Origin of the sequence: Enterovibrio calviensis DSM 14347, from assembly GCF_000621165.1 — a bacterium.
GTDB classification, from domain to species: Bacteria; Pseudomonadota; Gammaproteobacteria; order Enterobacterales; family Vibrionaceae; genus Enterovibrio; species Enterovibrio calviensis.
Map to the genome: position 1 here is coordinate 220,908 of NZ_JHZA01000001.1, position 23,465 is coordinate 244,372.

At 49.1% G+C, this 23,465-nt stretch carries 21 protein-coding genes and 1 pseudogene; 11 read left to right on the plus strand and 11 right to left on the minus strand.

All coding sequences use genetic code 11. The annotated features are described in order from the left end of the window. Positions 1-62: 62 nt before the first annotated feature. Positions 63-1,601, minus strand: a complete 1,539-nt coding sequence (locus tag Q365_RS0101010; RefSeq protein WP_051563737.1) for a trypsin-like serine protease — start codon at positions 1,599-1,601, stop codon at positions 63-65. 578 nt (positions 1,602-2,179) lie between these two features. Here Q365_RS0101010 and Q365_RS26610 point away from each other — a divergent pair. Next, complete coding sequence (locus Q365_RS26610) at positions 2,180-2,344, plus strand: hypothetical protein (protein WP_155858972.1); 165 nt, start codon at positions 2,180-2,182, stop codon at positions 2,342-2,344. Positions 2,345-2,349: 5 nt separating this feature from the next. On the opposite strand, the gene Q365_RS0101020 is transcribed toward Q365_RS26610, so the two are convergent. After that, a complete protein-coding gene (locus tag Q365_RS0101020) occupies positions 2,350-2,727 on the minus strand; it encodes a nuclear transport factor 2 family protein (protein WP_028021590.1) in 378 nt (125 codons plus the stop codon). A 212-nt stretch (positions 2,728-2,939) separates the two neighbouring features. Here Q365_RS0101020 and creD point away from each other — a divergent pair, with 212 nt between their 5' ends. Further along, positions 2,940-4,376, plus strand: coding sequence for a cell envelope integrity protein CreD (gene creD / locus Q365_RS0101025; RefSeq protein ID WP_028021591.1), 1,437 nt, complete (start codon positions 2,940-2,942; stop codon positions 4,374-4,376). Between the two features lie 209 nt (positions 4,377-4,585). Here the strand turns inward: creD and Q365_RS0101030 are convergent, their stop codons facing one another. The 4 genes and pseudogenes from Q365_RS0101030 to Q365_RS0101045 form a co-directional block, all read right to left on the minus strand. After that, the gene (locus Q365_RS0101030; RefSeq protein ID WP_028021592.1) at positions 4,586-5,557 is read right to left on the minus strand and encodes a coiled-coil domain-containing protein; all 972 of its coding nucleotides are present in this window, start codon (positions 5,555-5,557) and stop codon (positions 4,586-4,588) included. A 262-nt stretch (positions 5,558-5,819) separates the two neighbouring features. After that, entirely contained in the window at positions 5,820-6,194 is a 375-nt protein-coding gene (locus Q365_RS0101035; protein ID WP_028021593.1) for a hypothetical protein, read from the minus strand. 96 nt (positions 6,195-6,290) lie between these two features. Next, positions 6,291-6,507: pseudogene (locus Q365_RS27085) on the minus strand (GFA family protein); the annotation flags it as partial. A 14-nt stretch (positions 6,508-6,521) separates the two neighbouring features. Continuing rightward, a complete protein-coding gene (locus Q365_RS0101045; protein WP_028021594.1) occupies positions 6,522-7,463 on the minus strand; it encodes a hypothetical protein in 942 nt (313 codons plus the stop codon). A 168-nt stretch (positions 7,464-7,631) separates the two neighbouring features. Between Q365_RS0101045 and Q365_RS0101050 the strand changes: the two genes are divergently transcribed. From Q365_RS0101050 to Q365_RS0101080, 7 genes are all read left to right on the plus strand, one after another. Further along, positions 7,632-8,138, plus strand: coding sequence for a DUF3087 domain-containing protein (locus tag Q365_RS0101050; RefSeq protein ID WP_028021595.1), 507 nt, complete (start codon positions 7,632-7,634; stop codon positions 8,136-8,138). 248 nt (positions 8,139-8,386) lie between these two features. Next, positions 8,387-9,343 carry an AAA family ATPase gene (locus Q365_RS0101055; RefSeq protein ID WP_028021596.1) on the plus strand — a complete coding sequence of 319 codons (957 nt, stop codon included), beginning with the start codon at positions 8,387-8,389 and terminating at the stop codon, positions 9,341-9,343. Beyond that, positions 9,340-10,326, plus strand: coding sequence for a DUF58 domain-containing protein (locus Q365_RS0101060; protein WP_028021597.1), 987 nt, complete (start codon positions 9,340-9,342; stop codon positions 10,324-10,326). Before Q365_RS0101055 ends, Q365_RS0101060 begins: the two co-directional genes overlap by 4 nt. A gap of 30 nt (positions 10,327-10,356) precedes the next feature. Next, positions 10,357-10,863 carry a DUF4381 domain-containing protein gene (locus Q365_RS0101065; protein ID WP_028021598.1) on the plus strand — a complete coding sequence of 169 codons (507 nt, stop codon included), beginning with the start codon at positions 10,357-10,359 and terminating at the stop codon, positions 10,861-10,863. Then, positions 10,856-11,821, plus strand: coding sequence for a vWA domain-containing protein (locus tag Q365_RS0101070; protein WP_028021599.1), 966 nt, complete (start codon positions 10,856-10,858; stop codon positions 11,819-11,821). The genes Q365_RS0101065 and Q365_RS0101070 overlap by 8 nt, the downstream gene beginning before the upstream one ends. Then, positions 11,814-13,703: a vWA domain-containing protein gene (locus tag Q365_RS0101075; RefSeq protein ID WP_028021600.1), complete on the plus strand. Its 1,890-nt coding sequence runs from the start codon at positions 11,814-11,816 to the stop codon at positions 13,701-13,703. The genes Q365_RS0101070 and Q365_RS0101075 overlap by 8 nt, the downstream gene beginning before the upstream one ends. Positions 13,704-13,774: 71 nt before the next feature. Then, complete coding sequence (locus tag Q365_RS0101080; protein ID WP_245621464.1) at positions 13,775-15,460, plus strand: BatD family protein; 1,686 nt, start codon at positions 13,775-13,777, stop codon at positions 15,458-15,460. A 125-nt stretch (positions 15,461-15,585) separates the two neighbouring features. Here the strand turns inward: Q365_RS0101080 and Q365_RS0101085 are convergent, their stop codons facing one another. The 4 genes from Q365_RS0101085 to Q365_RS0101100 form a co-directional block, all read right to left on the minus strand. Next, positions 15,586-17,295 carry a methyl-accepting chemotaxis protein gene (locus Q365_RS0101085; RefSeq protein ID WP_028021602.1) on the minus strand — a complete coding sequence of 570 codons (1,710 nt, stop codon included), beginning with the start codon at positions 17,293-17,295 and terminating at the stop codon, positions 15,586-15,588. Positions 17,296-17,459: 164 nt separating this feature from the next. Next, positions 17,460-18,047 (minus strand): hypothetical protein, encoded by a 588-nt coding sequence (locus Q365_RS0101090; protein WP_028021603.1) that lies wholly within the window; start codon positions 18,045-18,047, stop codon positions 17,460-17,462. A 2-nt stretch (positions 18,048-18,049) separates the two neighbouring features. Next, entirely contained in the window at positions 18,050-18,565 is a 516-nt protein-coding gene (locus Q365_RS25235; protein WP_028021604.1) for an RNA polymerase sigma factor, read from the minus strand. Positions 18,566-18,721: 156 nt separating this feature from the next. After that, positions 18,722-19,633: a DoxX family membrane protein gene (locus Q365_RS0101100; RefSeq protein WP_028021605.1), complete on the minus strand. Its 912-nt coding sequence runs from the start codon at positions 19,631-19,633 to the stop codon at positions 18,722-18,724. Positions 19,634-20,076: 443 nt separating this feature from the next. Between Q365_RS0101100 and Q365_RS0101105 the strand changes: the two genes are divergently transcribed. Together Q365_RS0101105 and cydB are read left to right on the plus strand one after the other, a co-directional pair. Beyond that, a complete protein-coding gene (locus Q365_RS0101105) occupies positions 20,077-21,417 on the plus strand; it encodes a cytochrome ubiquinol oxidase subunit I (RefSeq protein WP_028021606.1) in 1,341 nt (446 codons plus the stop codon). Further along, on the plus strand, positions 21,414-22,406 hold the full coding sequence (gene cydB / locus Q365_RS0101110; protein ID WP_028021607.1) for a cytochrome d ubiquinol oxidase subunit II: 993 nt from the start codon (positions 21,414-21,416) through the stop codon (positions 22,404-22,406). The genes Q365_RS0101105 and cydB overlap by 4 nt, the downstream gene beginning before the upstream one ends. Before the next feature lie 116 nt (positions 22,407-22,522). Here the strand turns inward: cydB and Q365_RS0101115 are convergent, their stop codons facing one another. Further along, complete coding sequence (locus Q365_RS0101115; RefSeq protein ID WP_028021608.1) at positions 22,523-23,275, minus strand: TSUP family transporter; 753 nt, start codon at positions 23,273-23,275, stop codon at positions 22,523-22,525. Positions 23,276-23,465 lie beyond the last annotated feature (190 nt).

Below are 23,465 nucleotides of genomic sequence, written 5' to 3' on the forward strand. Positions count from 1 at the left end.
AGCGCAAGGATGTAAAAAGCCCTCAAGTTTTGAGGGCTGAGAACTGAGAACTGTAATAGCGTTTAGCGCTTTATCCAAGCATCTTGCCAGTTAGTACCTGTTCCCGGCGCATAAGCACTTGGCGCTGCGCCACACCAAAGGTTGTAAGGCCACGGCTTACATTCGTAAGTGTTATTGTTATGAACAACAATATCGCCAGCCGAGTATTGGGTTCCGGCAACATAACCTTCGCCATTCGTTGGTGGCTCAGGCGTTACAGGAGGCTCTACTGGTGGAAGTACTGGCGGCTCTACAGGTGGCTGAACAGGCGGTTCAACTGGCGTGGTGACGCCACAATCGGGGGCGACACCGACTTCTTCCCAGGGTCCCCAAGGGCCGCTCGTCGATGGATGTTGTCCCTGCGTCCACCATTTAGCTTTCCAAAGCTTACCACCCCACGTTGCCGTGTCTTTTGGAAGGTACACAGTGTCTTCCTTCCAATCTGTGGAGCAGTAACCTGAAGCAGGGTTTGCCGTTGCCGATACCGTGGCATTGTAGATGGTGGTGGTTTGATCCACTTCAAACGTCATTGTTGCCGTTGCTGTGCCCACTTGGGACGCACCAAATTCAATGGTGACCTGACAAGACTCGCTCCCCAATAACGTGGTTTGTGAGCAACTGTCTGTTACGACAACCGGAGATGTCGCCACTCCCGCCCCTGAAACGGAGAGTCGGTCGATCGTGAAGGGTGCAAAACCCGCATTCTGGACGGAAAAGCTGTGCTGTTTTGGCTCTCCGACGATGAAGTCTGACAGCACTTCGTTCTCATCAAATGCCACATGAACTTTATCGCTACCACCAATAACAATGTCATCGACAAAGGTCTTAAGGGCAGCGATGTCACTGTACACCCCGTATTTCCCAGGACGGGCACAGCCGATACCCCAACTTACAATGCCTAATTGCGTTACGTTACCACCGCGGTTGATAACAATCGGGCCACCGCTATCGCCCTGACAGGAATCGATTCCACCTTGAGGTAACCCCGCACAAAATGAAACACCGCCGATTGAGGTGTAATTTCCCCCAGCCAAACGGCAATCAGCATCCGACACCAAAGGCACATCGACTTCCTGTAAAACCGAAGGTGAGCTGCCACCTTCAGCGGTACGCCCAAGACCCGCAACGGTGAGATAATCACCATCTGAAGCATATTGGTAAAGGGAGCCACTGGCGATATCGACCGCCGTCAGGCCAGCAGGAGCGTTCGTTAGTTTGAGTAGGGCGATGTCATTCGCCAAATTGGAAGTATTAAAGTTTGGGTGAATATGTATCTGTGACACGTCGAGGCGAGTGCCATCGGTACCGTTGTATCGGCTCCCGCCGATTTTGACTGCAATATGATTTGGGGCATCGGTATCTACACAGTGTGCTGCTGTTAAAACGAATCCGTTGCCAATGTAGCTCGCGCCACAAAATGAGCGGTTACTGTTTCGATTCACAATCTGGGTATAAAATTTCCAATCAGCGGGATTAGCATCAATGCCACCAACAATGCGTGGTGACACATCGGCAATGTCGGGAGTTGTTGTCTCTGCAGCCAAAAGACATGGCGCCATCATGGTGATGGTCAGTGCTATTTTTATGCTTTTATTCAATCGTTTCCCCTTGCAATATTCACGAGCTTTATCGCTCATCATTAAAAAAAGCAGAGGATTCACTGAGCTAACAACATGAAGATGCAGAGTCTTTTTTATTTGTGATTGGCGTTATAACCTACTGAATGATATCGATTACATTTCCAGTATTTTAGGGACGGAGCAACAAATGCGGGTCAAAGCCTTTGGGTGACATCGGGTAGTGTTGCAATCAGTTTGAGAACAAGCGCATCGTCAAGGGGAGAAAGCCTTTCGTTACCCTCTGGCTCTTCCAAAGCGCAACAGTGCCAGTAGTAAGGGCAAGTGCGGTGCCGTTCTTTTGCTCATCAATCATTCGATTTACGACAATTTTTGCCAAGCACTGTGAGTTTATGCAATCTACTGTAATGGAACGTAAATTCGGTATTCATGCGCTGACTCCCCTCGTAACATGCCCGAAAAACAACAACAGCCCACAATAAAACCACGATAAATCTGAACGTTACCTAAGGTCACGATGATTTATTGCAGTGGGCATATAAACGGATTCTTGGAGTTTGCGTATGTCTACACCCAATAAAAACAAATCGAAAATGGCACTCATCAAACGATTCATGACATTTATCTTCAACTTTCCGCCGTATCTGTACTTTCCTGTTAAACAGAAACAGAAAGAAAAAGCCGTCAACGACGGAGTGAAAGAGAACCCGTCACCACTAATAAAGTGACTTGCTCAATAAACATGGCTTAATCCTTTTCGCCATTCTGGTTGTTGATCTTGAAAAGCCCAAAATGTTTCCATGTGGCTGATTAGATTATCCTCAAATTGGCAAATACTGGTCGCATAGAAACTGTCTTTACACTGAGGGCAGGAAACATACGTCACACTGATCACCTTGCCACTGGTGGTTTCTTCAAGGGAAAGGATTTCAAACGTCCAACCTTCGCCAAACACTTCATTGACTGCGAGGTATTCGTCTGCGTTTTCGTAGCACTCGCGGCTTGTTGGCCACACGATGTTGATGTTTGGCTTCATAAGGTGACGAGAGCCTTGATAATCGCCCTGGCTAAAGCGCTCCCAAAGTTCACGAACACATTCCTTATTGTTCATGGCGCTTCCTTTAAAATTGTCATCGAACGCAGAATATATCACTCTGATATACAGGTCATTTTTGAGCTTGTTCGCAGACCTTAAAAGCCATAGCAATTCCGCTCGCCATCTTCTCGCCACAATTGATCACCACATTGCCAGCCTGTGACTTCGTTGCTTTGGTTTAATGTCCTCTCACATATCATCTGGTCATCTAATCGCAAGGAAGACTCATGACTGAATTACTCTTCGGGCTGCTTGCCCTCTTGTTGCTCGCCGTTTTTGGTTTTGGTGCCTTTGTGTTGATCAAAACAGGGCTAAACCGCTTGAACGTCAACATTGATTTACCTGAACTGCAGACACGAAGCACTGTGTTACTGAAAGGTGTCTTGGCCTTAGTGCTTTGTTTAGTGGCGATCGTGCCGCTTTCCATGGTGCATGATATGGCGAATGAACGAGAGTACTTGTACAACGACGTAGTGAATGAAATTGGTCAGTCTTGGGGGAGTGAACAAACCTTAGCGGGCCCCGTGTTGGTACTGCCTTACAGTTACATCGTTGTGCAAGAGGTAGAAACCCCGGAAGGTGAAGTGCGAGAGCGCCGGGTTCGCCATCATGATGAGTTGGTTATTCTCCCCAAAAACCTAACGCTGAAATCGAGCTTAACCCATGATTTTCGCACCAGAGGTATTTACGAGTCATTGGTGTATCAAAGCGTGATTGAAGGGAAGGCACAATTTGCCTTTGATCTGCCGACGATTTCCAACCTCGAGCACTTCTATTTTGATGCGGCACGTTTGGCATTTGGTTTGTCGGCCAACAAGGCCATTGATGGCGTCGATGTGTTTGAAGTAACGGGCGTAGGGGCGAGATCCGAAGCAAGCTTAATGTCAGGCACAGGGCTGAACACGACAGCATTGGAAAGGGGCTTTCACCGTCCTGTTTCTTTAGCTGAAACACCGGCACCGTTTACGCTGGATTTCAAGCTTCGCCTTCGCGGTTCACAGGGTATCGGCTTTTTGCCTTTAGGCGAGACTTCAACATTCCAGCTTGATACGGATTGGCCCCATCCAAGCTTTAGCGGCGCGTTGCCTTCAGCAAGACACATCAACGAAGGAGGCTTTTCTGCAGATTGGAACATCAGCCATTTAAGCCGCAATTATCCGCAGATCTTTGTCGATTCTTCCAGCGTCAATCTCGAAGAAGCCAATGCCTATACGCAGTTATTTCAGCCAAACACACACTACGGAAAAATCGAGCGCTCGCTCAAGTACGGTCTGCTGTTTGTTGCCCTGACGTTTATCGTATTAATGATGTTCGAACTCGGCATGCAGAAGGACAACACATCAAGTTTGTCGGCGCTGCAATACGCCATGGTTGGCGCAGCCATGACGCTATTTTATCTAGTGCTGTTGGCACTCTCTGAACACTTAAGTTTCACCATGGCATTTATGGCGGCCGCCAGCATTCCTTTGGTCAGCATTCCCGCCTACGTGGGCAGTGCGACCGCTAGCAAAGGTCGGGGCGTCATCATGCTAACCATGCTTGGTAGTTTGTATGCGCTCTTGTATTCCATCCTGCGGCTCGAAGATTATGCATTACTGATGGGCAGTGGTTTGTTGGTGGCCGTGTTATTAACCTTGATGTTTATGACACGAAAAAGCAGATAAAGTCAGAATGGAAGGTTAAGCGGAAGATAGATGAATAGCAGGGGTTAAAGAGTTACATACCAATAGCAAGCGAACACTAACGAAAAGAGGCTGATATAAATGCAGCCCCATTAGCCTCATATCTACTTATGTAAGCATGTCATTAAGACCAGTAGGGATTCCTCTACTGGTCATTAAACCGCATGGGAGGAACAAATAGTCTCTCACGCTCAATCTAACCGCGAATCATCTAAATCTTCAAAATGATGTAAAGGTTGATTAATACACCAGTTCCAAGCACTTTGCGCGATTTCATAGTTTGCGGCACTGGTGCCCGCAGACACCCAATGAGCAAACCCTAGCTCAAGAATTTTTCGATCAATAACGTCAAGAAACGTACCGTAACTCGCATGATACTTATCTTTCATTTGAGTTTGGTTTTGCTTATCCGTTATTGCATAACGATCTGGGTGCTTTTTGACCGCACCTATTGTTTCAGCGACTAACACAGAGTCCCTGCTCATATTGCTGCATATCGCCCAGCGATTCCTCATTGTGCTGGCTTCATCCGAAGGGAGGTGATCATATCGAGGGGGGAGCTCTCGCCAAGGCACGTCGATGATGTCATCACTTGAGAAATCGAGCTCAAGTGGTGCCAATGAGCCATGATTTTCATTCAACGCATCAATCATCTCTTGTCGTAACTGCTCGTCGGAGCGCTCCAAAACATCGTAGATTGCATCTAATTCCGCGTAGAGTTGATCGAGTTTTAATTCGTCACTTTCAGTCAACACATCCTTTTCATCAATAGCATCGATTTGTTCTTGAATTTCATCGATTTTCTTCTGACTATCCGCATCAACACCCATATCACACTGATCAATTTTTTCTATCGTGAGACCGGTCAGTTTAGTCACCCCATCATCAACACATTTATTGAACCCAATGGGTGTTGAGCTGTTGTCATAACACCGTGACATGGTTTGCTTAAACCCGCTTTTTAAATTATTGGAGGATATTCCCGAGCACTCTGACATAGAAAGAAACTCTTCGTTGCTTTCCATTGTTATGATTAAGCTGTTAATCCAGGCTTCTTTTTCTTCAGCGGACATTTTTTCGCCAAATATAGCAGCGTTGCTATTAAACCCAACTAATACCAATGACAATAAAGATACAGTAAAGAACGAACGACCTAATTCCATATAACCTTCTCACAACGGCTGACTATTCCTATGCTAAAACGATGACAAAGTAAGGGATGCGTAGCAATAGGGTATAAGTCTTAACTTTGAAATTTGTTTTTTTTAGTCACGGAGCCACGTTAGGTGGGTATACAAGAGAAATCAGAATATAGAAACGAAAAAGGCGTTACCAAACCGAGTTTGCTAACGCCTTTATTAATAAGAACATCATGTTACGCATGGCTAACATGTCTGAGCTCAACGACTACGCTTCGTTTAACGCTTAGCCAATGTTGCAATCGGTACAGCTTTGCAGCTCGATTTCATGTTCAAAGACGGCGACATCGCCACCTTCTGCCAGTAGCTCTGCGATTTCATCCGCGACTTCTTGCGCATCTTCCGCTTTCACTTGATTCGCCAGATCTTCTTCAGAGTAACCATAGAAATTCAGCAACAAGTAATCACGCGCTTCGTCTTTCGTACAAGACACGTTCACCGAAAACTCTGGTTCAACGTTACCTTGCGCAATAATCGCGGTCATTTGCGCTTGCACGTCTTCTTTCATCGACGCTGTTAACCAACCAAGATCAGTGCTTACTGTGGTTTTTTTGCAGTTAAAACAAGGAAGTTGATGAAAGTAGTATTGAAAGTCAGTCATAGATAATTTTTCTTTAAGTGTTTTGTAGCAAGATTATGAGCGTTTTCTAGCAAAATACTATCTCAAAAGACATTGAAGACGCTGCTATAGGTCGAGTTACACCTTGTCCGCGAAGTAAGCCATGATTTCTTCGGTGGTCATTTCCTTGGTCTCATTGGCAAAGCAATAGTAACTAGGACGCTTATCGCTAAAGTATTGCATATCTATCCATTTCCAACCCTTCTAAGTTTGGAAACAAGCCCACAGGCATATTGTACTCACCTGTTGCTTTGAATTTGTAGAACAGATGCGTCCCGCACTCAGTGCAAAAGCCTCCTCAGTTTTCACTTACCACAGGTCCCTGTTGGGATCGTTGGCCTCTACCCACGCGTCGTCTTCTCGCGCTTCTAAATACAACTGCAAACCATTGTATGTGGCGAATGCGGCTGCGCCTCCTAGGTGTTGGAAATCATCAAAGTAATCATCTTCGAGTGGGCAAAGTTCAGAGAGCGTGTGCGCGCCTTTTTCCATTGCCCATTGAATCGCGAATGTTGGGGCGATAATGCCTGCCACCGTGACTTCAACAATCGATTGATTTTGGGCGCTTTGAGCGGTTCGAATGCGTTCGGCTTCGCGGTCTTCCGCTTCTTGAACGGCAATGTCCTCGATGATTTGAGTACGACGAGGTGGCGAAATTCGTTTATTCAATTTGGCGATTTTCAAGGCGTAATCAAATCGCGCGGGTGTGACTATCTCAACCAATTTCGTGAGCAATTCTTTATCAACGTTTGTTCCGCTCACAAAGAATTCAATACACGTGCTGAGTGAGGAATAGCGCATACCGTTGAATTCAAAACCGCTAGTGTCATCCATGTCGTCTAACGGAAGCCCGTCGACGATTAGGGGCCAACCCTCAAACGCGATTCGCTGTTTGGCGATTTCATACATGTGCCATGCACTTTCACCAAAGCCGCCCAAAATTGAACCCGAAAACTCGCTATCTTCCAGTTCTTCTCTGGTCCAGTTTTCACCGATAGCAAGATGCTTGGTGTATTTCGAGATAAGCGCTTGCTTGAGATGCGCACGTAACCGCCAAATCGAATTGATGTCACGAGGGTGACTAAATGCATCGCACTCTTTACACGCCGGTAGGGCCAGCATCGGATGTTCCACGTTTTTGTTAGCACGACGGGGAAAAGGCAGGATTTTTGATGCAGGTTCACCACAAAACCAGCAGATATGGCGAAGGTTGAACGGAATATCTATTAACGAGTGAGAGTCAGTATGCATGGCGGTTTTTACGTTTGAACGAATACCAGTAGTTTACGTGGAAACCGTGCCAATGTATCTAGAGTCAGTGGGATGGATCTGAGCGGATACGGTTTGCAACAAAGTATCCCTTATTCAAGGCATTGAAAGGTGTATGATTCGAGGCAGACCACGAACAATGGATAACTCATGCAACTGATCAAGATCGACAAAGCACTTTACCGTTCACGTTTAAACATCGTGATTGTCGCCTGTATCGCGTGTTTAGCGATCTCAAGCTTGGCGATCTCTCAGACGTTGATTTACCTCTTCCCTGATGAATCTGGTAGCCATTTCCATTGGAACTTACTCGGTGTGATTGTCAGTACCGTGGGTTTGGTAACGACACTGTTCAAGCTGAAAACTCACCCAAAAATGCGCGAAGTGGCCTACGTTTGGGATCTTAAGCAGGCTTTGAACCTAATCTATCGAAAGAACCGAAAGCTGATCGCCGCTGCCAAAGAAGGCAACCCAGAAGCCATGCTGGCGCTTCAATTTAGTTACGCAGGCTCACGCCAGTTATGGCAACTCGACGATAACACCATCACCATGAGCAGCCTCAATGAAGCACAAGCACAGCTTGATGAGTGGATGGAGCAATACAATGTTCAACTAGACATTGCGAACTATCGTTCAGAATCACTGAAGGCGTTTTGACCTGACGTTAGCATCACCCAAGAGTTTACCCGTCACTGCGCATCACACCCTACTTGGCGTTGAATGAACGCCAAGTAGAAGCCCACCTTTTTGATACTTCAATCAAAATCACTGATTCATCCCACCTCTTCCCCTTGAAAGCACAGTCAAACGCCACCATTTTCAGTCACAATGAACCTCTGAGCGGGAAAGCGGTCTCAATCTCGTCATTTTCCTTTGTTTTTGAATATCCAAGGACAAAAATATCTATGTTATCGGATACATTTCAACGTCTTAACACTTACCTGCAAAGTCAGGTTATCGGTCAACCTGAACTGGTTAAACAGCTTCTTATCGCATTGTTGGCTGACGGCCATATCTTGGTGCAAGGGCCGCCGGGGCTAGCCAAAACTCGCGCCGTAAAAATGCTCGCAGACTGCATTGAAGGGGATTTCCACCGCATTCAATTTACGCCGGATTTGCTGCCTGCTGATTTGACGGGCACTGACATCTTCCGCCCTGAATCCGGAGAGTTCACCTTCCAACCGGGGCCGATTTTTAACTCTTTACTATTGGCCGATGAAATCAACCGCGCCCCTGCCAAAGTGCAAGCGGCGATGCTGGAAGCAATGGCAGAGAAGCAAATTACAGCAGGCCGTAAAACCTATGCCCTGCCAGAACTATTCTTGGTGATGGCGACGCAAAACCCGATTGAGCAAGAAGGCACGTACCCGCTGCCAGAAGCGCAACTTGACCGCTTTTTGCTGCAACTAAACGTGGAATACCCTAACGCCGATAGCGAACTTGAGATCCTCCGTCTTAATCGCGGCGAAGCCCAAGGTATCGAAAAACAAGAACATGTCGTGTTGAAACAAGACAGTATTTTCGAGGCGCGTCAGGCCGTGCTTGGTATTCACATGGCAGACGATGTCGAGAAATACATCATTCGTTTGATCATGGCGACCCGAGAACCACATAGCTACAGCGATGATTTAGCAGCATGGCTGCAGATGGGTGTCAGCCCTCGAGCCACCTTAGCGCTAGATCGCTGCGCCCGCGCCCATGCATGGCTAGCAGGGCGAGATTTCGTCACCCCCGATGATGTTCAAGCCATGGCCTACCCCGTATTGCGTCACCGCTTACTACTGAGCTACGAAGCGCAAGCCGAAGGTATTGCTGCCGACAGCGTGGTGAAACACTTGATTGAGCAGGTCGCCAGCGTATGAGCCTGACAGACACCACCGCGGTTTTGCCTCCACACTGTGACGGCGTCAACGTGGGTCTGGCTGAGCTGCTGCATTACCAGAAACAGGCGGTGCGATGGCTACCGCCCGCGTTGAGCATTTGGTCGCAGTTAAGCGGTCAGCATGGTAGTCGCCAGAAAGGGCGCGGCATGAACTTTTCGGAAGTGCGCCCTTATCAATCTGGCGATGACATTCGTGCCATTGATTGGCGGGTAACAGCGCGTACCGGTAAAACACACACCAAGCTATTCACCGAAGAACGGGAACAACCCGTGATGCTGATGGTGGATCTCAGTGCCAGCATGAAGTTTGGCTCGCAGCTGATGCTCAAATCGGTGCAAGCCACCCACTTTGCCAGCTTGCTCAGTTGGTTGGTGGTCAGCCAGCAAGATCGCATTGGCGCAGTGATTTACAACGGTATCAAAGTACGGGAATGCAAGCCGACTGCGAGACGACAAGGCACTTTGCAGATCATTCACGCGCTGATGGAAGCCCACAAAGAAATGTTGGCGGCTGACAATCACGCGGCATCAAATGAAGGCTGGCAAGCGGCGCTTCGCCATCTGCATCATTTATGCCCTAAGGGCAGTGAAATCGCCATCATCAGTGATTTTTATGCACTTTCGCAGCACGATAAACGCAGATTGAGTCAGCTTCGCCAACACAATCGCATTCAGTTTGTGCAGATATCCGATCCCCTTGAACAAGGGCAGACGGCGTTTCGTGGTCACGAATGGGTTTCAGATGATCGCAGCACGGCATGGCTGGATTTCGCGTCTCGTAAAACCCGAGAAGGCTTGGCGCAGCAGTACCAACACCACCAGCAATTCATTGCCGATATGGCGAGGTCGTTGGCGATCCCTCTGCATACTATCACCGCGGCACAGCCGTTATTGCAGCAGATTGGCAACACGCGACGCGCCAGTGCGCACGCCGCAAACCCGAAGCCGCAATCCAAACACTAGGTTAAACACGATGAAGGCATTGTCGTAAGCATGACGAACACTCCCCCAACCGCATTACCATTGGCTGACATTCAGCTCCAGAGTGCCCCTGGGCTCTGGCCGCTCGCATGGGGCTGGTGGTTATTGATTGCCGCGTTATTGGCGGCAGTATTGCTGGCTGTCTTTTTCCTGCGCAGAAGAACGCAACGCGCTCAAGCCAGAAACGAAGCACTTGTTGAGCTCTCGCAGGCAGAGACTCTACCTACCATTAATGCACTGTTAAAACGTGCAGCATTGAGCTATTTCGACCGCGATCAAGTCGCGAGCCTGACGGGTAATGCGTGGCTGACGTTTCTCGACAGCCAGCTCCGCGACACGAAACAAGGCTTTGTGACGCACGAAGAATGTTGGCAAAAAGGCATCTTTTCCCCACAAGGGCTTTCAGAAACAGAACTCGCGCAATGCAAAGCGTTAGCGGAGCATTGGCTCAACAACGCGCTTCCACCAAAAACCGCATCAACGGCTAACCGTGCCAACAAGGAGGCAAGCCATGTTTGAGTTTGTCTGGTGGTGGGCATTTGTTCTGCTGCCTCTTCCTTTACTGGTTTACAAACTGGCCAAGCCCGTTCCCAAGCCTGCCGCTATCCATTTGCCGCGCTTACCAGCAGGCTTAGGGGGTCAACACCAACGCAGCTTATTCAGACCTATCGCAATGACCGTGTTTTGGGTCAGCTTGGTCGTGGCGGCAGCAAGACCAATATGGTACGGCGACCCCATTCAAATCCAGCCCGAACATAGAGACATGATGCTGGCGGTGGATTTGTCAGGTTCAATGGCGATGGAAGACATGGTGATGCACAGCGGCAACACCACCGATCGTCTTTCCGCGGTCAAAGATGTGCTGGCGGATTTCATCACCAAACGCGAAGGCGACCGTGTGGGTTTAGTCCTGTTTGCCGATCACGGTTATCTACAAACGCCGCTGACGCTAGATCGCAACACCGTGGCGCAACAACTCGATCGCGCGGTATTAGGGCTGATTGGGGAAAGCACAGCAATCGGCGAAGGCCTAGGTGTTGCCACCAAAACCTTTATTGATAGCCAAGCCCCACAACGAGTGATTGTGTTGCTCAGCGACGGCGCAAACACCGCGGGTGTGATTGACCCACTGGAAGCGGCGCAACTGGCGAAAGATAACGATGTGACCATTTACACCATCGGGGTCGGTGCAGACAGCATGATTCAACGCAGCTTGTTTGGGTCACGTCGTGTAAATCCGTCACAAGATCTCGACGAAAAAACACTGACTGAAATCGCCAAGATGACGGGCGGTGAATACTTCCGCGCCCGTGACCGAAAAGAACTTGAAACCATTTACCAACTCATCGACCAGTTAGAGCCGATCTCGACCGTCCAGCAAACGTGGCGACCGCGAGATGAGCTATTCCGCTTCCCTCTGGGGCTAGCGCTGGTGTTGTCTGTCGTCATCGTAGTACTAAGGAGACGTCATGGCTGATTTTACGTTTATGCATCCCGCATGGCTGCTGGCACTGTTGCCGCTGGCTGCGCTTCTTCCTTGGGTTCAAGGACAAGCCAAGAAAACGGGATTAATCGCGCCGCATCTCTCGGCGCTACTGTCAGGCAACCAAGCAAGCAACAGCCCGCCCAAACGCTGGCCCACCGTGGTATTAGCGTCGGCATGGGCGCTTTCTGTGGTTGCATTGGCTGGCCCAAGTTGGCAAAAGACCGAACTTCCTGCGGTGAACCTCGCCGGTGCTCGCGTGTTGGTCATGGATATGTCCCGCTCTATGTATGCCACCGACATTGCGCCCAATCGTCTCTCTCAGGCACGATTCAAAGCGCTGGATATGCTACCGGGTTGGAAAGAGGGCAGCACCGGACTGGTCACTTATGCGGGAGACGGCTATATCGTCAGCCCACTCACCGAAGATTCCGCTACGCTGAAAACCCTGATCCCGAACTTGTCTCCGGCAATCATGCCGATCCCCGGTAGCAATGCGGCGGCGGGGATTACTCAAGCAATGGATTTGTTGAAACAAGCTGGCTACGGACAAGGTGACATCATATTAATGACCGATGGACTGAGCCAAAGCGAATCCGATGCGGCACTCAAGGCGCTAGACGGCGGCCAATACCGCGTGTCCGTCCTCGCGGTCGGCACACAACAAGGTGCGCCTATCCGTTTGCCAGATGGCGATTTGTTGGAACAAAACGGCTCACCGGTTATCGCCAAACTCGACCTTGATACCTTAGCGCCACTCACCCAACAAACCGGCGGTATTTTGCAGATTTGGCAAGCGTCGAACCGAGATGTCGATAACCTGGTGGCCTACACCGCCATGCCGCTCGATGGAAAAGCGAACGGCAAAGACAAAACCATCGAAGAGCGCATCAACGACGGATTTTGGCTGATCATCCCAATTATGTTGCTCTCGCTATTTGGCTTTCGAAAAGGCGTGGTATTGGCAGCACTGTTTGTAGTGATGCCAATTAAGCCTGTGTCTGCCGCGGCGTTTAAAACCGACGACCAACAGGCTTACGAGCAGTTTGAGTCTGGCGATTATCAAGGGGCGGCAAGCACGTTTGCGTCGCCATCTTGGAAAGGGATCGCGCAATACAAAGCGGGCGATTTTGACGGCGCGATCGAGACATTATCAACGCTGACCGATCCGGTTTCTCAATACAACCTCGGCAATGCGCTCGCACAATCGGGCAACTTGGAGGCTGCACAGGAAACCTACGAATCGCTGCTAAAGCAAAACCCAAACAATACGGATGCTAAGCACAACTTGGACGTTGTGAAAAAGGCGCTAGCGCAACAGCAACAGCAACAGCAACAGCAACAGCAACAAGATCAGAATCAGAACGGCGACCAGCAGCAAGACGGTGAAGGCGAACAATCACAAGATCAGCAAAGCGGTCAGCAAAATGATCAGCAACAAAATGTTGACCAATCAGGTCAGCCCCAAGATTCACAAGGGCAAGACCAGCCGTCTGATCAACAAGGTCAATCATCAGAACAAAGCCAGTCGCAGAACGCTGATGCCGAGCAGCAAGATGGCGAATCGCAGCAAGGCAACGAAGAACAGCAAGAACAAGCTCAAGGCAAAGACGGTGAACCCGAGTCAGAAGCGCAACAATCTGAACAGGGGCATGATGGAAAGCCCGAACAAAGCGAAGAAGAAGGCGAGCAGCCCGCAGCCATGGCGTCTGAATCTGGCGAGTCTGGGAATGACAGCGACGCCCTGACAGCGAGCCATCCTGTGCTGAAAAAACTCGAGCAAGTGGACGACGATACTGCCGCGTTAATTCGCGCACAGTTGATGCTTCAAGCTCGGGAAAAAGACATGCCTAAGCCCGCGGAAAACTCATGGTAAGCAAGCCATACCGTGATTGAATTACAACGTCATCAAACGATGAGTAAGAAGCCAATTGGTGAAGAAATTACATGGGTAAGCCAACAATGAAACCTCAGAGATTTTCCCTGATGTCCCCGTTTCTGCAAATAAGAGCCGCCGCACTGATCGCCGTATTGGCGTTAAGCGCGTTGCCAAGTGCCGCCTTTGCGGGCACTGCAGAAGCCACCATATCGCAGAACGTTGTCACACTAGGGGATGCCTTGCAGCTGACTATCGCTGTCGATGAAAGCGTGAGTAATGATGCATTAGATCTGTCGCCGCTCGATAAAGATTTTATCTACGGCAGACCCAACGTCAGCAGCAACACGTCATACGCTAATGGTAACTTCTCGCGCAGAACGGTTTGGCGGGTCGCCATTGCAGGAAAGCGCGTCGGCAATTTCACCATTCCATCGCTCAGCATTGAGGACATGACCACAGACCCAATCACGGTTCAGGTTATCAATGCTGGAGACAAAGGCGCACAAGGCGATACGCAGTCGGTAGAAGTGAGAGCAACTCTTAACCGCGTCGACGGTTATATTGGTGAAACCTTTAATTACCGCGTGCGCTTAATGATTGGCACTCGGCTAGATTCCCCTGCGCTACAAGCGCCGTTCGGCGAAGGAATGGAAGTGGCGCAAGTTGGCGAAGATGTGCAAGCCGAAGCCGTCGTCAACGGACGCCGTTACGTGGTGATCAGCCGTGAGTATCAAATCACGCCAACGCAATCTGGTGCGCTGACTATTGAAGGTGCCGTATTTAGTGGCACAGAAATAAAAGGGAATACTTGGGGATCGTCCGTTGGCCTGCCTATCAGTCGTCAGGCAGAGAGCCTGACATTAAACATCGCCGCCAAGCCTGCTGACTACCAAGGGTTGTGGCTGCCTTCGCCAGATCTCAAGCTCACGCAGCAATGGGAACCAAACACGCAAAATGAGCGCTTCAACACCCAAGTTGGCGAGCCGATAAACCGTGTGATCTCATTGAAGATAAAAAACATCGCACAGAGCGCCATGCCCGATCTCAATCTGGATTATCCCACCAGCGTGAGCGTGTATTCTGATAAACCGGAATACAGCAAAGACGGCGACTACACCGTGATGACCGTAAAACAAGTGATCATTCCCCGCCAAGCAGGAGACGTGACCTTACCACCGCTGTCTATCAACTGGTTTAACACCTCAGACAAACAGCAAGAAACCAGTAAAATTGACGGTTTAACGCTGTTGGTCGAAGCAGGTGAAAGCGCGACTGTCACGCAAGCGGTGCTGCCAGATGTCACGCTAACACCGACGGGTTCAACACCAAGTAATCATGAAACAGTGGTCGTCACGGCTGGTTACTGGCCGTGGGCAACGGGCGTGTTTGCCGTGTTGTGGCTTGGTACGCTCGGTATGTATCTTCGTCGACCTAAGGTTATCGTGCCATCAAACCAAGCAGCAAATCGCCCATCAGCAAAAAGCTCCGATAACGTCCTGCTAGCGTTGAAAGCGGCAGTGAATGCCAACGATACCGTGGCGGTGGCGACTCACTATCGCAACTGGAAAAACGACCATTTACCCGTCGAACTGCGCGAGGGTATTGACGCTGAAATCAACACCATGATGGCAAGCCGATACAGCTCGCACACCCAAAGCTGGAACAATAGCGACTTGCTTGCACTGCTCAAACAAGCCGAGCAAGTGAAACGCCACAAAACCAAAGGCCAATCGCTTAGCGAGCTAACGCCATAGGTCTCGGCACTAAGGCTTAACAGCCATAACGCGCAAGCGATGACAGACAAACTGAACGTCGCGCAATAAAAAACCGGAAGGAGACTTCCGGTTTTTTATTGGTTTCTGTTTAAGTGCGGCGTGGGCTAATTCAAGAAGCGACGATTCTCTGAATCAAGCTCTGACGCTATCTTCGCCAATTGGTTACTGTTCTCTCTGGTATTGATGGCATGACTCGCGAGGTTATCCACCTCAGTCAGAATACGGTTGATGGTTTGGCTGACCTCTTCAATCACCGCGCTTTGCGCATCAGTAGACTGCGCCACACTGGTGTTAATCGCCGTGATGGTGTTAATGCTATTGGAAATGTCATTTAATGACGTTTTCGTGTTCGCGGTTTGCTGCACACAGACTTCAGCCTGCTCGGTACTCTTCTCCATGGACGAGACCGCCTTGGTCGAATTTTCCTGCAGACGGCTGATCATCGATTGGATCTCCGCCGTGGAGTCTTGCGTACGTGCCGCCAGTGAACGAACTTCGTCCGCTACCACCGCAAAACCTCGCCCTTGCTCACCAGCCCGCGCTGCCTCAATGGCAGCATTCAGCGCCAACAGGTTGGTCTGTTCGGCAATGCTTTGGATCGTTTCAAGGATATTGGTGATGTTGTTACTGTCCTGCTTGAGGGACTCAACCACATTCGATGCATCGAGCATCAGGACTTTCAGTGCATTGATGCTGTCGTTGGCGAGGCTGATATCAGACAATCCCGATTCGGCCGCTTTCACCGCACCTTCTGCTTCCAATGCAGCTGATGACGCACTCTCTCTGGCTTCACCGACCGACGACACCATTTCGTTGGCAGATAGCGACACTTGAGACAACGAATCTCGCTGAACCAGACTGATCTGCTCATTCTTTCCAGCGATGTCTTCAAGCTCCACCGTTGAACTTTTCAAATTCCCCGTCGATTGGTTGAGCTGTTTTGTAATGTCTCGCAGCGCCCCAATAAAGAAGTTAAAGCTGGTCGAAAGCTTGGCTATTTCATCATTGCCTGACTGCGGCAGTTGCTTGCGCAAGTCTATTTCATTGTTCGCCGTTCTGACGGAAGACACGGTATCGATAACAACACTCAAAGGGTTCAGCAAACGGCCAATAACAAGCCATGCCATAAACAGGAATAGCGCTGCCGCCAAACCTTGCAACGACACCGTCATCATCATCCAGTAGTCCGTTCTTCCTTGAGCTTGCATAACACTCGCATTAGAACGGTCCCCCAGAAGATCAAAGAACTGGTTAACGGGAACAGCGATTTTATCTAGCTCTTTAAAGTAATTCGCATCGTAAAGAATACGGATAGCAAACTGCTGAACTGTTTCGCCCGGCAGCATGTCAAACGGCCCTTCAACAAAACGCCCTTGGCTGATACTTTCCATAGCCTGAGTCTCGGTTTCAACCAACTGGTTTGAATAGGAAATCGACGTTTCTAACAAGCCCAATTCTTCTTCCGTGAAACCAAGGTTTGTCATGATCGCAAGCTGATCGATTTTCTTGCCGGGAAACAGATCGCGATGCACCCAATCAGGACGCGCTGTGTTGCCGCTACTCCAATCGATGATGGAAAAATATCTGTCCCAATGCATCTGATTACCCGTCGCAACAAAAGAACGCGCTTCTCTCGTCAACGACGCAGAGACGTCGACAAACTCGTTGGCAATTTGGTTAGAAAGGAAGCGTTGTTCTGCCGCATCGCGCTGGCCATTACTGACATTTGTGACCTGAAACCCTGCCAAAATGGCAACCAAAATCGCCAGAATAGCGGCAGATATAGAAAGCATGACTTTCTGTCTAATCAACATAGTATCCCCTAAAATACATTTGGTATCAGATAGTTAATTTCTTTCTCATGCCAAAAGTATAGTAAGAAGAAACCAATAACCCCACTTTATATCTGGGCAATCAGTAGACATAGACGCAAATACAAAAAGGCCATCAAATAGCATTGATGACCTTTGGTTTAGAGCTACTTTGCCAGCCCCATCAATAAGCCGTTTTCTTCCCACAAAGCGACACTCACGCCATCAATATCCATGACAACCTCATTCAGATCTGCATCAACGCCCTGAGGCAGTTTGGCTTGGTAAAAGGTATATATCTGTTGGGTATCTAAATCTTGCACCTGAAGCTGAGCGGCAATTTTTCCGTCAATACTGCAATAACGTGCGCCTAATAAGTTCCACTTTTCAACGGGTAACCGCGTTGGCGTGATCAAGGCGAAATCTAAACGGTTGAGGTATGTATCAATATCCGCAAACGAATTGCTTAATACTTCCATTTGCATCTGGCTATTGTGGTTATAAGCAATCTCGGCTGAAATCGCGTTGTAGTCATATCCTTTATACCAAAATGCCCAAACGCTGACTGCCAGCATCAGCATGGCAGCCATTGCCATCCCTGTTCGCCTAACGTATGACCGAGGCACAGCATCTTCATCTGATGCCTTTTCTTCGAGCTTGGTCAACGCATTCAGTTGCGCCGCAGATAAGGACTTTTCGCCGTAATGCTTGGCGAGGCGTGACTTTAACGCGTTACGATTATTTGAATACGTCATGGCTACGATACCTGCTTTAACATGTGGCCAAATTCATCCACCAAGCGGGCTTTCATGCGGCTCAAACGTGAAAGCAGCGTTCCTCTTGGAATGTCCGTTAAGGTGGCAATTTCTTGAATGCTGAACCCTTCTACCGCCCATAAATAAAGCAATTCGCGCTCCTTTGCAGAAATATTGTTCAGCAAGATATCGACGTGTTGCTCGTCGATCGTCATTTGTTCAAGCGCATTGAACGCAAAGCTGTCCGCTTCTTCATCCTCAATACATTCAGAAGACGTGATCACCTCCAGCTGATTGCGGCGGCAGTGATCAACAAACTCATTGCGGATCACTCGCATCATGTACGCTTTGTTATGTGTGGTTTCATCTTCATTTTTTAGCATTTTTTCACAGCAACTTTGCACTAAATCATAAGCTTGAGGTTCGTGATGGCATAAAGAAAATGCATAGCGAAAAAGCTGATTGAGCAAGCCTTCCGTGAAGATGACCTTTCGACGTTTTCTAAAAAAATTTAGCATGGCGAATATCCTTCACATGACGAAATTGATAAAGCAGGTGCCTGATAAACCCACCTGCTTTCAATCATGAAAAGGAAATGTCCCTCTCTCGTAATACATTGATGTAGCGTGAGGAGTGGCAAAAAACCACTCCTCGCGTGATCTCGCTGTTCGCTTTTAATGCTCAATCTCGGGTTGAGATGTTTGAAGACCCAAGGTTTCTTTCGTTCTTCGCACACAATCAAGCAAGGTGAAGCGTACGCCGCCACCCAACCTCAACAGAACCAGACCCGCAGCAGCCAATGCAAATTCCCGCTTAACGCCATTTAGATTCGCGATCACCCCTTTATCGACACTAAATTTCTGCAACATATACCATGCCATGACCAATACGACGGCCCCTGCCGCGGCCTTCAATGATGTGCCTTGGCCAAAAATCAGCACCAAGCCGATGACCGCCAAAATAAGCTGATACGTCGCGAAAGATGGGATCTTTGCGTAGGCACCGAAAAAACCGCCAATAATAAACGTCAGCCCGAGCGAGAAACGAAGCAACAACCCTAACACCTCCCAATTTGGCTGCGCATCTACACCTCCTTGACCTCGACACAGATCGAGACTTCTTGCCCCAGCGCCAAGATTAAAGAGCACGAACATCATTCCGGATAAGGTGATATCGCGGATCTGCACGAACATCGCTGGTGAGGTGTAGGTTTTCACCCCCACAGAAGCGCCAGGCACAGTGTCTACCGGCAAAGAGAACACGAATGTCCAAAGCAGAAACCCATAAAGCAACGCCAAAGGGCGCACCATGAACCCAGCAATGAGGGCAACACCGGAAAACAACTCAAACGTGGAAAGTGATGTTAAAAAGAACCACGGAGTGAGCACGCCATTGCTAAACAGATAATCTTGAAACAGTTCGTTGATATAGCCTGTCGTTCCCATGTAATTCGCCACCATGGCGGCTTGTTTGGAACTGGAAAGAAGTAGGCTAAGTTTCGAAAGCCCTCCAATCACAAACACCAACCCGAGTCCGATGCGTAATGCGAAGGCGGCGTTTGCATAAAGCGTACTGTTTTTGTTCATAGGAAATCCTGAGTGATGGAATAAGGCACATGTAAAAACATGCTGTTTCCCTTCACTAACGAACCAATGGCGCGTTTGATTGCATCTCTGTTTATTTTTTAACGCCGAATGTGGGAAGCATGTTGAGGCAAACTGACGAAAATCCAGTTGGCAATCCGTGGCGATAGGATTGGGATAGCAAGGCGATTGAGGTGGTGACCGAGGTTAATAATGTAACAATTAACACCGGTTTGTTGCCGCGGTGTTACCCCTTAATATTTAAATACAATTCGACGTAGATCCTCACTCAAACCTCCTATCGTACCCACCTGTATGTTGATATAGATCAATAAACGACACCTTCACCAACGGTCTGGGTTTCGACCCAATCGCAACTCGTGTCTCTCTTTTTTTCGTATTTTCACGATTCCATTTTTCGAGTTATTCATGATTGAGGTACCCACATGTTAGAAACCCTAATGTTGTCGCGAATACAGTTCGCGACGAACATCAGCTTTCACATTCTTTTCCCAACGATCACCATCGCGTTGGGCTGGATGCTGGTGTTTTTCAAACTCCGCTTCAACCGAACGCAAGACGCCGTCTGGCTAGATCTCTATTACTTCTGGGTAAAGATATTCGCGTTAACCTTTGCGCTGGGCGTGGTATCTGGCATCACCATGAGCTTCCAATTTGGTACAAACTGGCCAGGCTTTATGGAACGTGTTGGCAATGTCGCAGGGCCGTTGCTGGGCTACGAAGTGATGACCGCCTTCTTCATGGAAGCCACCTTCCTTGGCGTGATGTTGTTTGGGCGTGACAGAGTCGCCGATTGGGTGCATACGCTCGCCACCGTATTAGTGGCAGTGGGTACCAGCCTCTCGGCGTTTTGGATCTTGGTGCTAAACAGTTGGATGCACACCCCCGCTGGCTACGAAGTGATTGATGGTATTGTCCATGTCACCAGTTGGAAAGAGGTGATATTCAACCCTTCCCTGCCATACCGACTTGCACACACCATGTTGGCGTCAGGGCTAACGGCCAGTTTCTTGATTGCGGGGATCAGCGCGTATCAGTACCTAAAAAAGCCCGATCATCGCGTGGCAAAAAAAGGGTTAAAAGTCTCAATACTCGCGGCTGCTGGGCTTATTCCCGTGCAGATCTTCGTCGGCGACCTTCATGGTCTCAATACGCTTGAGCATCAACCAGAGAAAATTGCCGCCATGGAAGGCGTGTGGGAAACACAAACAGGTGCGCCGCTGCTGCTGTTTGCGGTGCCGGATGAAGACAGCCGAAGCAATACACTGGAAGTGGGCATTCCCAAGTTAGCCAGCCTGATCCTGACCCATGATTTGAATGGTGAATTAGTGGGCTTGAACGATTTTGACGATCACCCGCCCGTATCGCCGCTGTTCTATGGCTTTCGCATCATGGTTGGCATGGGCGTGCTCATGCTGTTGGTGGCCAGTTATGGCGCAGTGAAAATCGTTCGAAAACGCGAGTTACCTAGGCCGTATCTGTACGGACTGGTCGCCATGACCTTTTCTGGCTGGGTAGCCACATTGGCAGGTTGGTACGTAACAGAAATTGGTCGCCAGCCTTGGCTAGTCAACGGCGTGCTTCGTACCTCAGAAGCCGTCACCACCGTGCCCAGCAGCCATGTGATGATTTCACTGACTCTGTACTTAGTCGTATACGCCGTGTTGCTGGTGGCCTACATTCGTACCTTGTTCTATCTGGCGAGAAAAGCCATCAACGTCGAGAACACGTCGGCTGCACAACCCGCTAAGGAGGCAATCGCATGATGGACTATTTGCCTGAAATTTACCTGCTTCTGCTCGGCTTCTCCGCCTTCATGTACGCCATTCTCGATGGCTATGATCTCGGTGTCGGCATCTTGCTCCCTGCCAATAACCAAGCGCAACGCGACAGGATGATCGCTTCCATTGGCCCATTCTGGGACGCCAATGAAACTTGGTTAGTGCTGGCGATTGGTATTTTGCTGATCGCGTTCCCTCCTGCACATAGCCTAATCTTGACCGAGCTATACCTGCCCACCGCCGTGATGTTAGTGGCGCTGATCATGCGAGGCGTCGCGTTTGATTTTCGTGCCAAAGCCAAGGCCGAACGAAAAGATACGTGGGATCGCTGTTTTAAAGCAGGCTCGCTCATCACATCACTATCACAAGGCTACATGGTTGGGCGTTACATCATGGGCTTTGAGTCATCGCCATCCGCTTACGCATTTGCGTTGTTAAGTGCGCTATGTGTGACGTCAGCCTATGTCTATATCGGCGGGGCTTGGCTGGTGCTGAAAACCGAAGGGGAATTGCAAATACGCGCGGCAAGATGGTCTCGCCGTGCGGGCTGGTTAGCGGCAATGGGAATTGCGACAGTCAGTATTGTGAACCCGCTGGTTAACGAACAGGTCGCCGAGCGCTGGTTCAGCTTCCCAGAAATGCTGCTGCTCGCCCCTGTGCCATTGGTCGTGATGTCTATCATTTACTTAGTCGATCGCTACTTGCGCCAAGTCCCTGTAAAAGATGACCTAGGCGCAAGATGGCCTTTCTTTGGCGTGAGCATGATTTTCGCGCTCAGTTTCCTCGGTCTTGCTTACAGTTTCTTCCCTTATGTCGTACCGGGGATCATGACGGCACAGGACGCCGCAAGCTCACCCGCCACACTTATGATTGTCGGCGTTGGCGCTGCCATCGTGATGCCCATGATTTTGCTGTATACCTTTGTGGTGTATCGAATATTCAGGGGTAAGGCGACGGAGCTCAGTTATCTATAACGAGGCGCTGTCGCCGTTATCCGGCGGGAGATAACCCAACTAAAAAGAGCCACAGTCGTGGCTCTTTTCCTTCCCCAAATCATGCCTATCTGGTCTTTGTTTTGTCTGGGCTTTGCTCAGGACAGAAACAGCATTTTGGTCGAGATCCCAATCGCCACGACGATCATCACCAGCTTGATGAGTTGCTTGCCTTTAGACAGAACCAATTTCGCGCCAATTTTTCCCCCAATAACTTGCCCAACAAACATCAGCAAACCCACATCCCAAACAATGCTGCCCTCATAAATGAAGTACAACAAAGCCGCTAAGTTGCTACAGAAGTTCAAGATTTTGGTTTGAGCGGTCGCCTTAACTAAGTTAAACCCAAGCAGAAATACCAAGGATATGGCAAAAAATGAGCCTGTGCCTGGACCAAAGAAGCCGTCATAAAACCCGATAGCGGTAGCAACAACCAACGTATAGGCATAGGGGGATATTTTCTTTTCTTGGTCGACTTCACCAAGGTTGGGCGAAAACAGAAAATACAATGAAAAGCCAATCAGCAGAAACGGGACAATAAGGGATAGGAAGTCGCTATCAACCATGGTTAGCACCATTCCGCCGAAAAACGCTCCGAGGAATGTTGTCAGCATCATCCACTTTATTTCATTGAGCTTAATGTCTCCGGTTTTAATGAAGTGCAACGATGCCGATAGCGTGCCACCCACGCCACCTACCTTGTTGGTTGCGATGGCAGCAACCGGCGGCATTCCGCACATCAACATGGCTGGTATCGTAATCAAACCACCACCTCCCGCCAACGCATCAACACACCCTGCAACGATAGCGGTCATAAACAAAAACAAGAGGATTTCATTAGCAAATTCCATTGCGTAATTCCTCTGTAAAAGTGGCCCCGAAACATAGGATAAACATTTGAATCATTGTCTCTCGTACATGAAGCACGGTGATTTCCCCTCTCTGTATCTTTGGAAGATATGAAGAAGAAACCAATCTATCGCATCATTGCGGACAATATTGTTGAGTCGATTCAAAAAGGAAGTATTGCCGAAACACCCA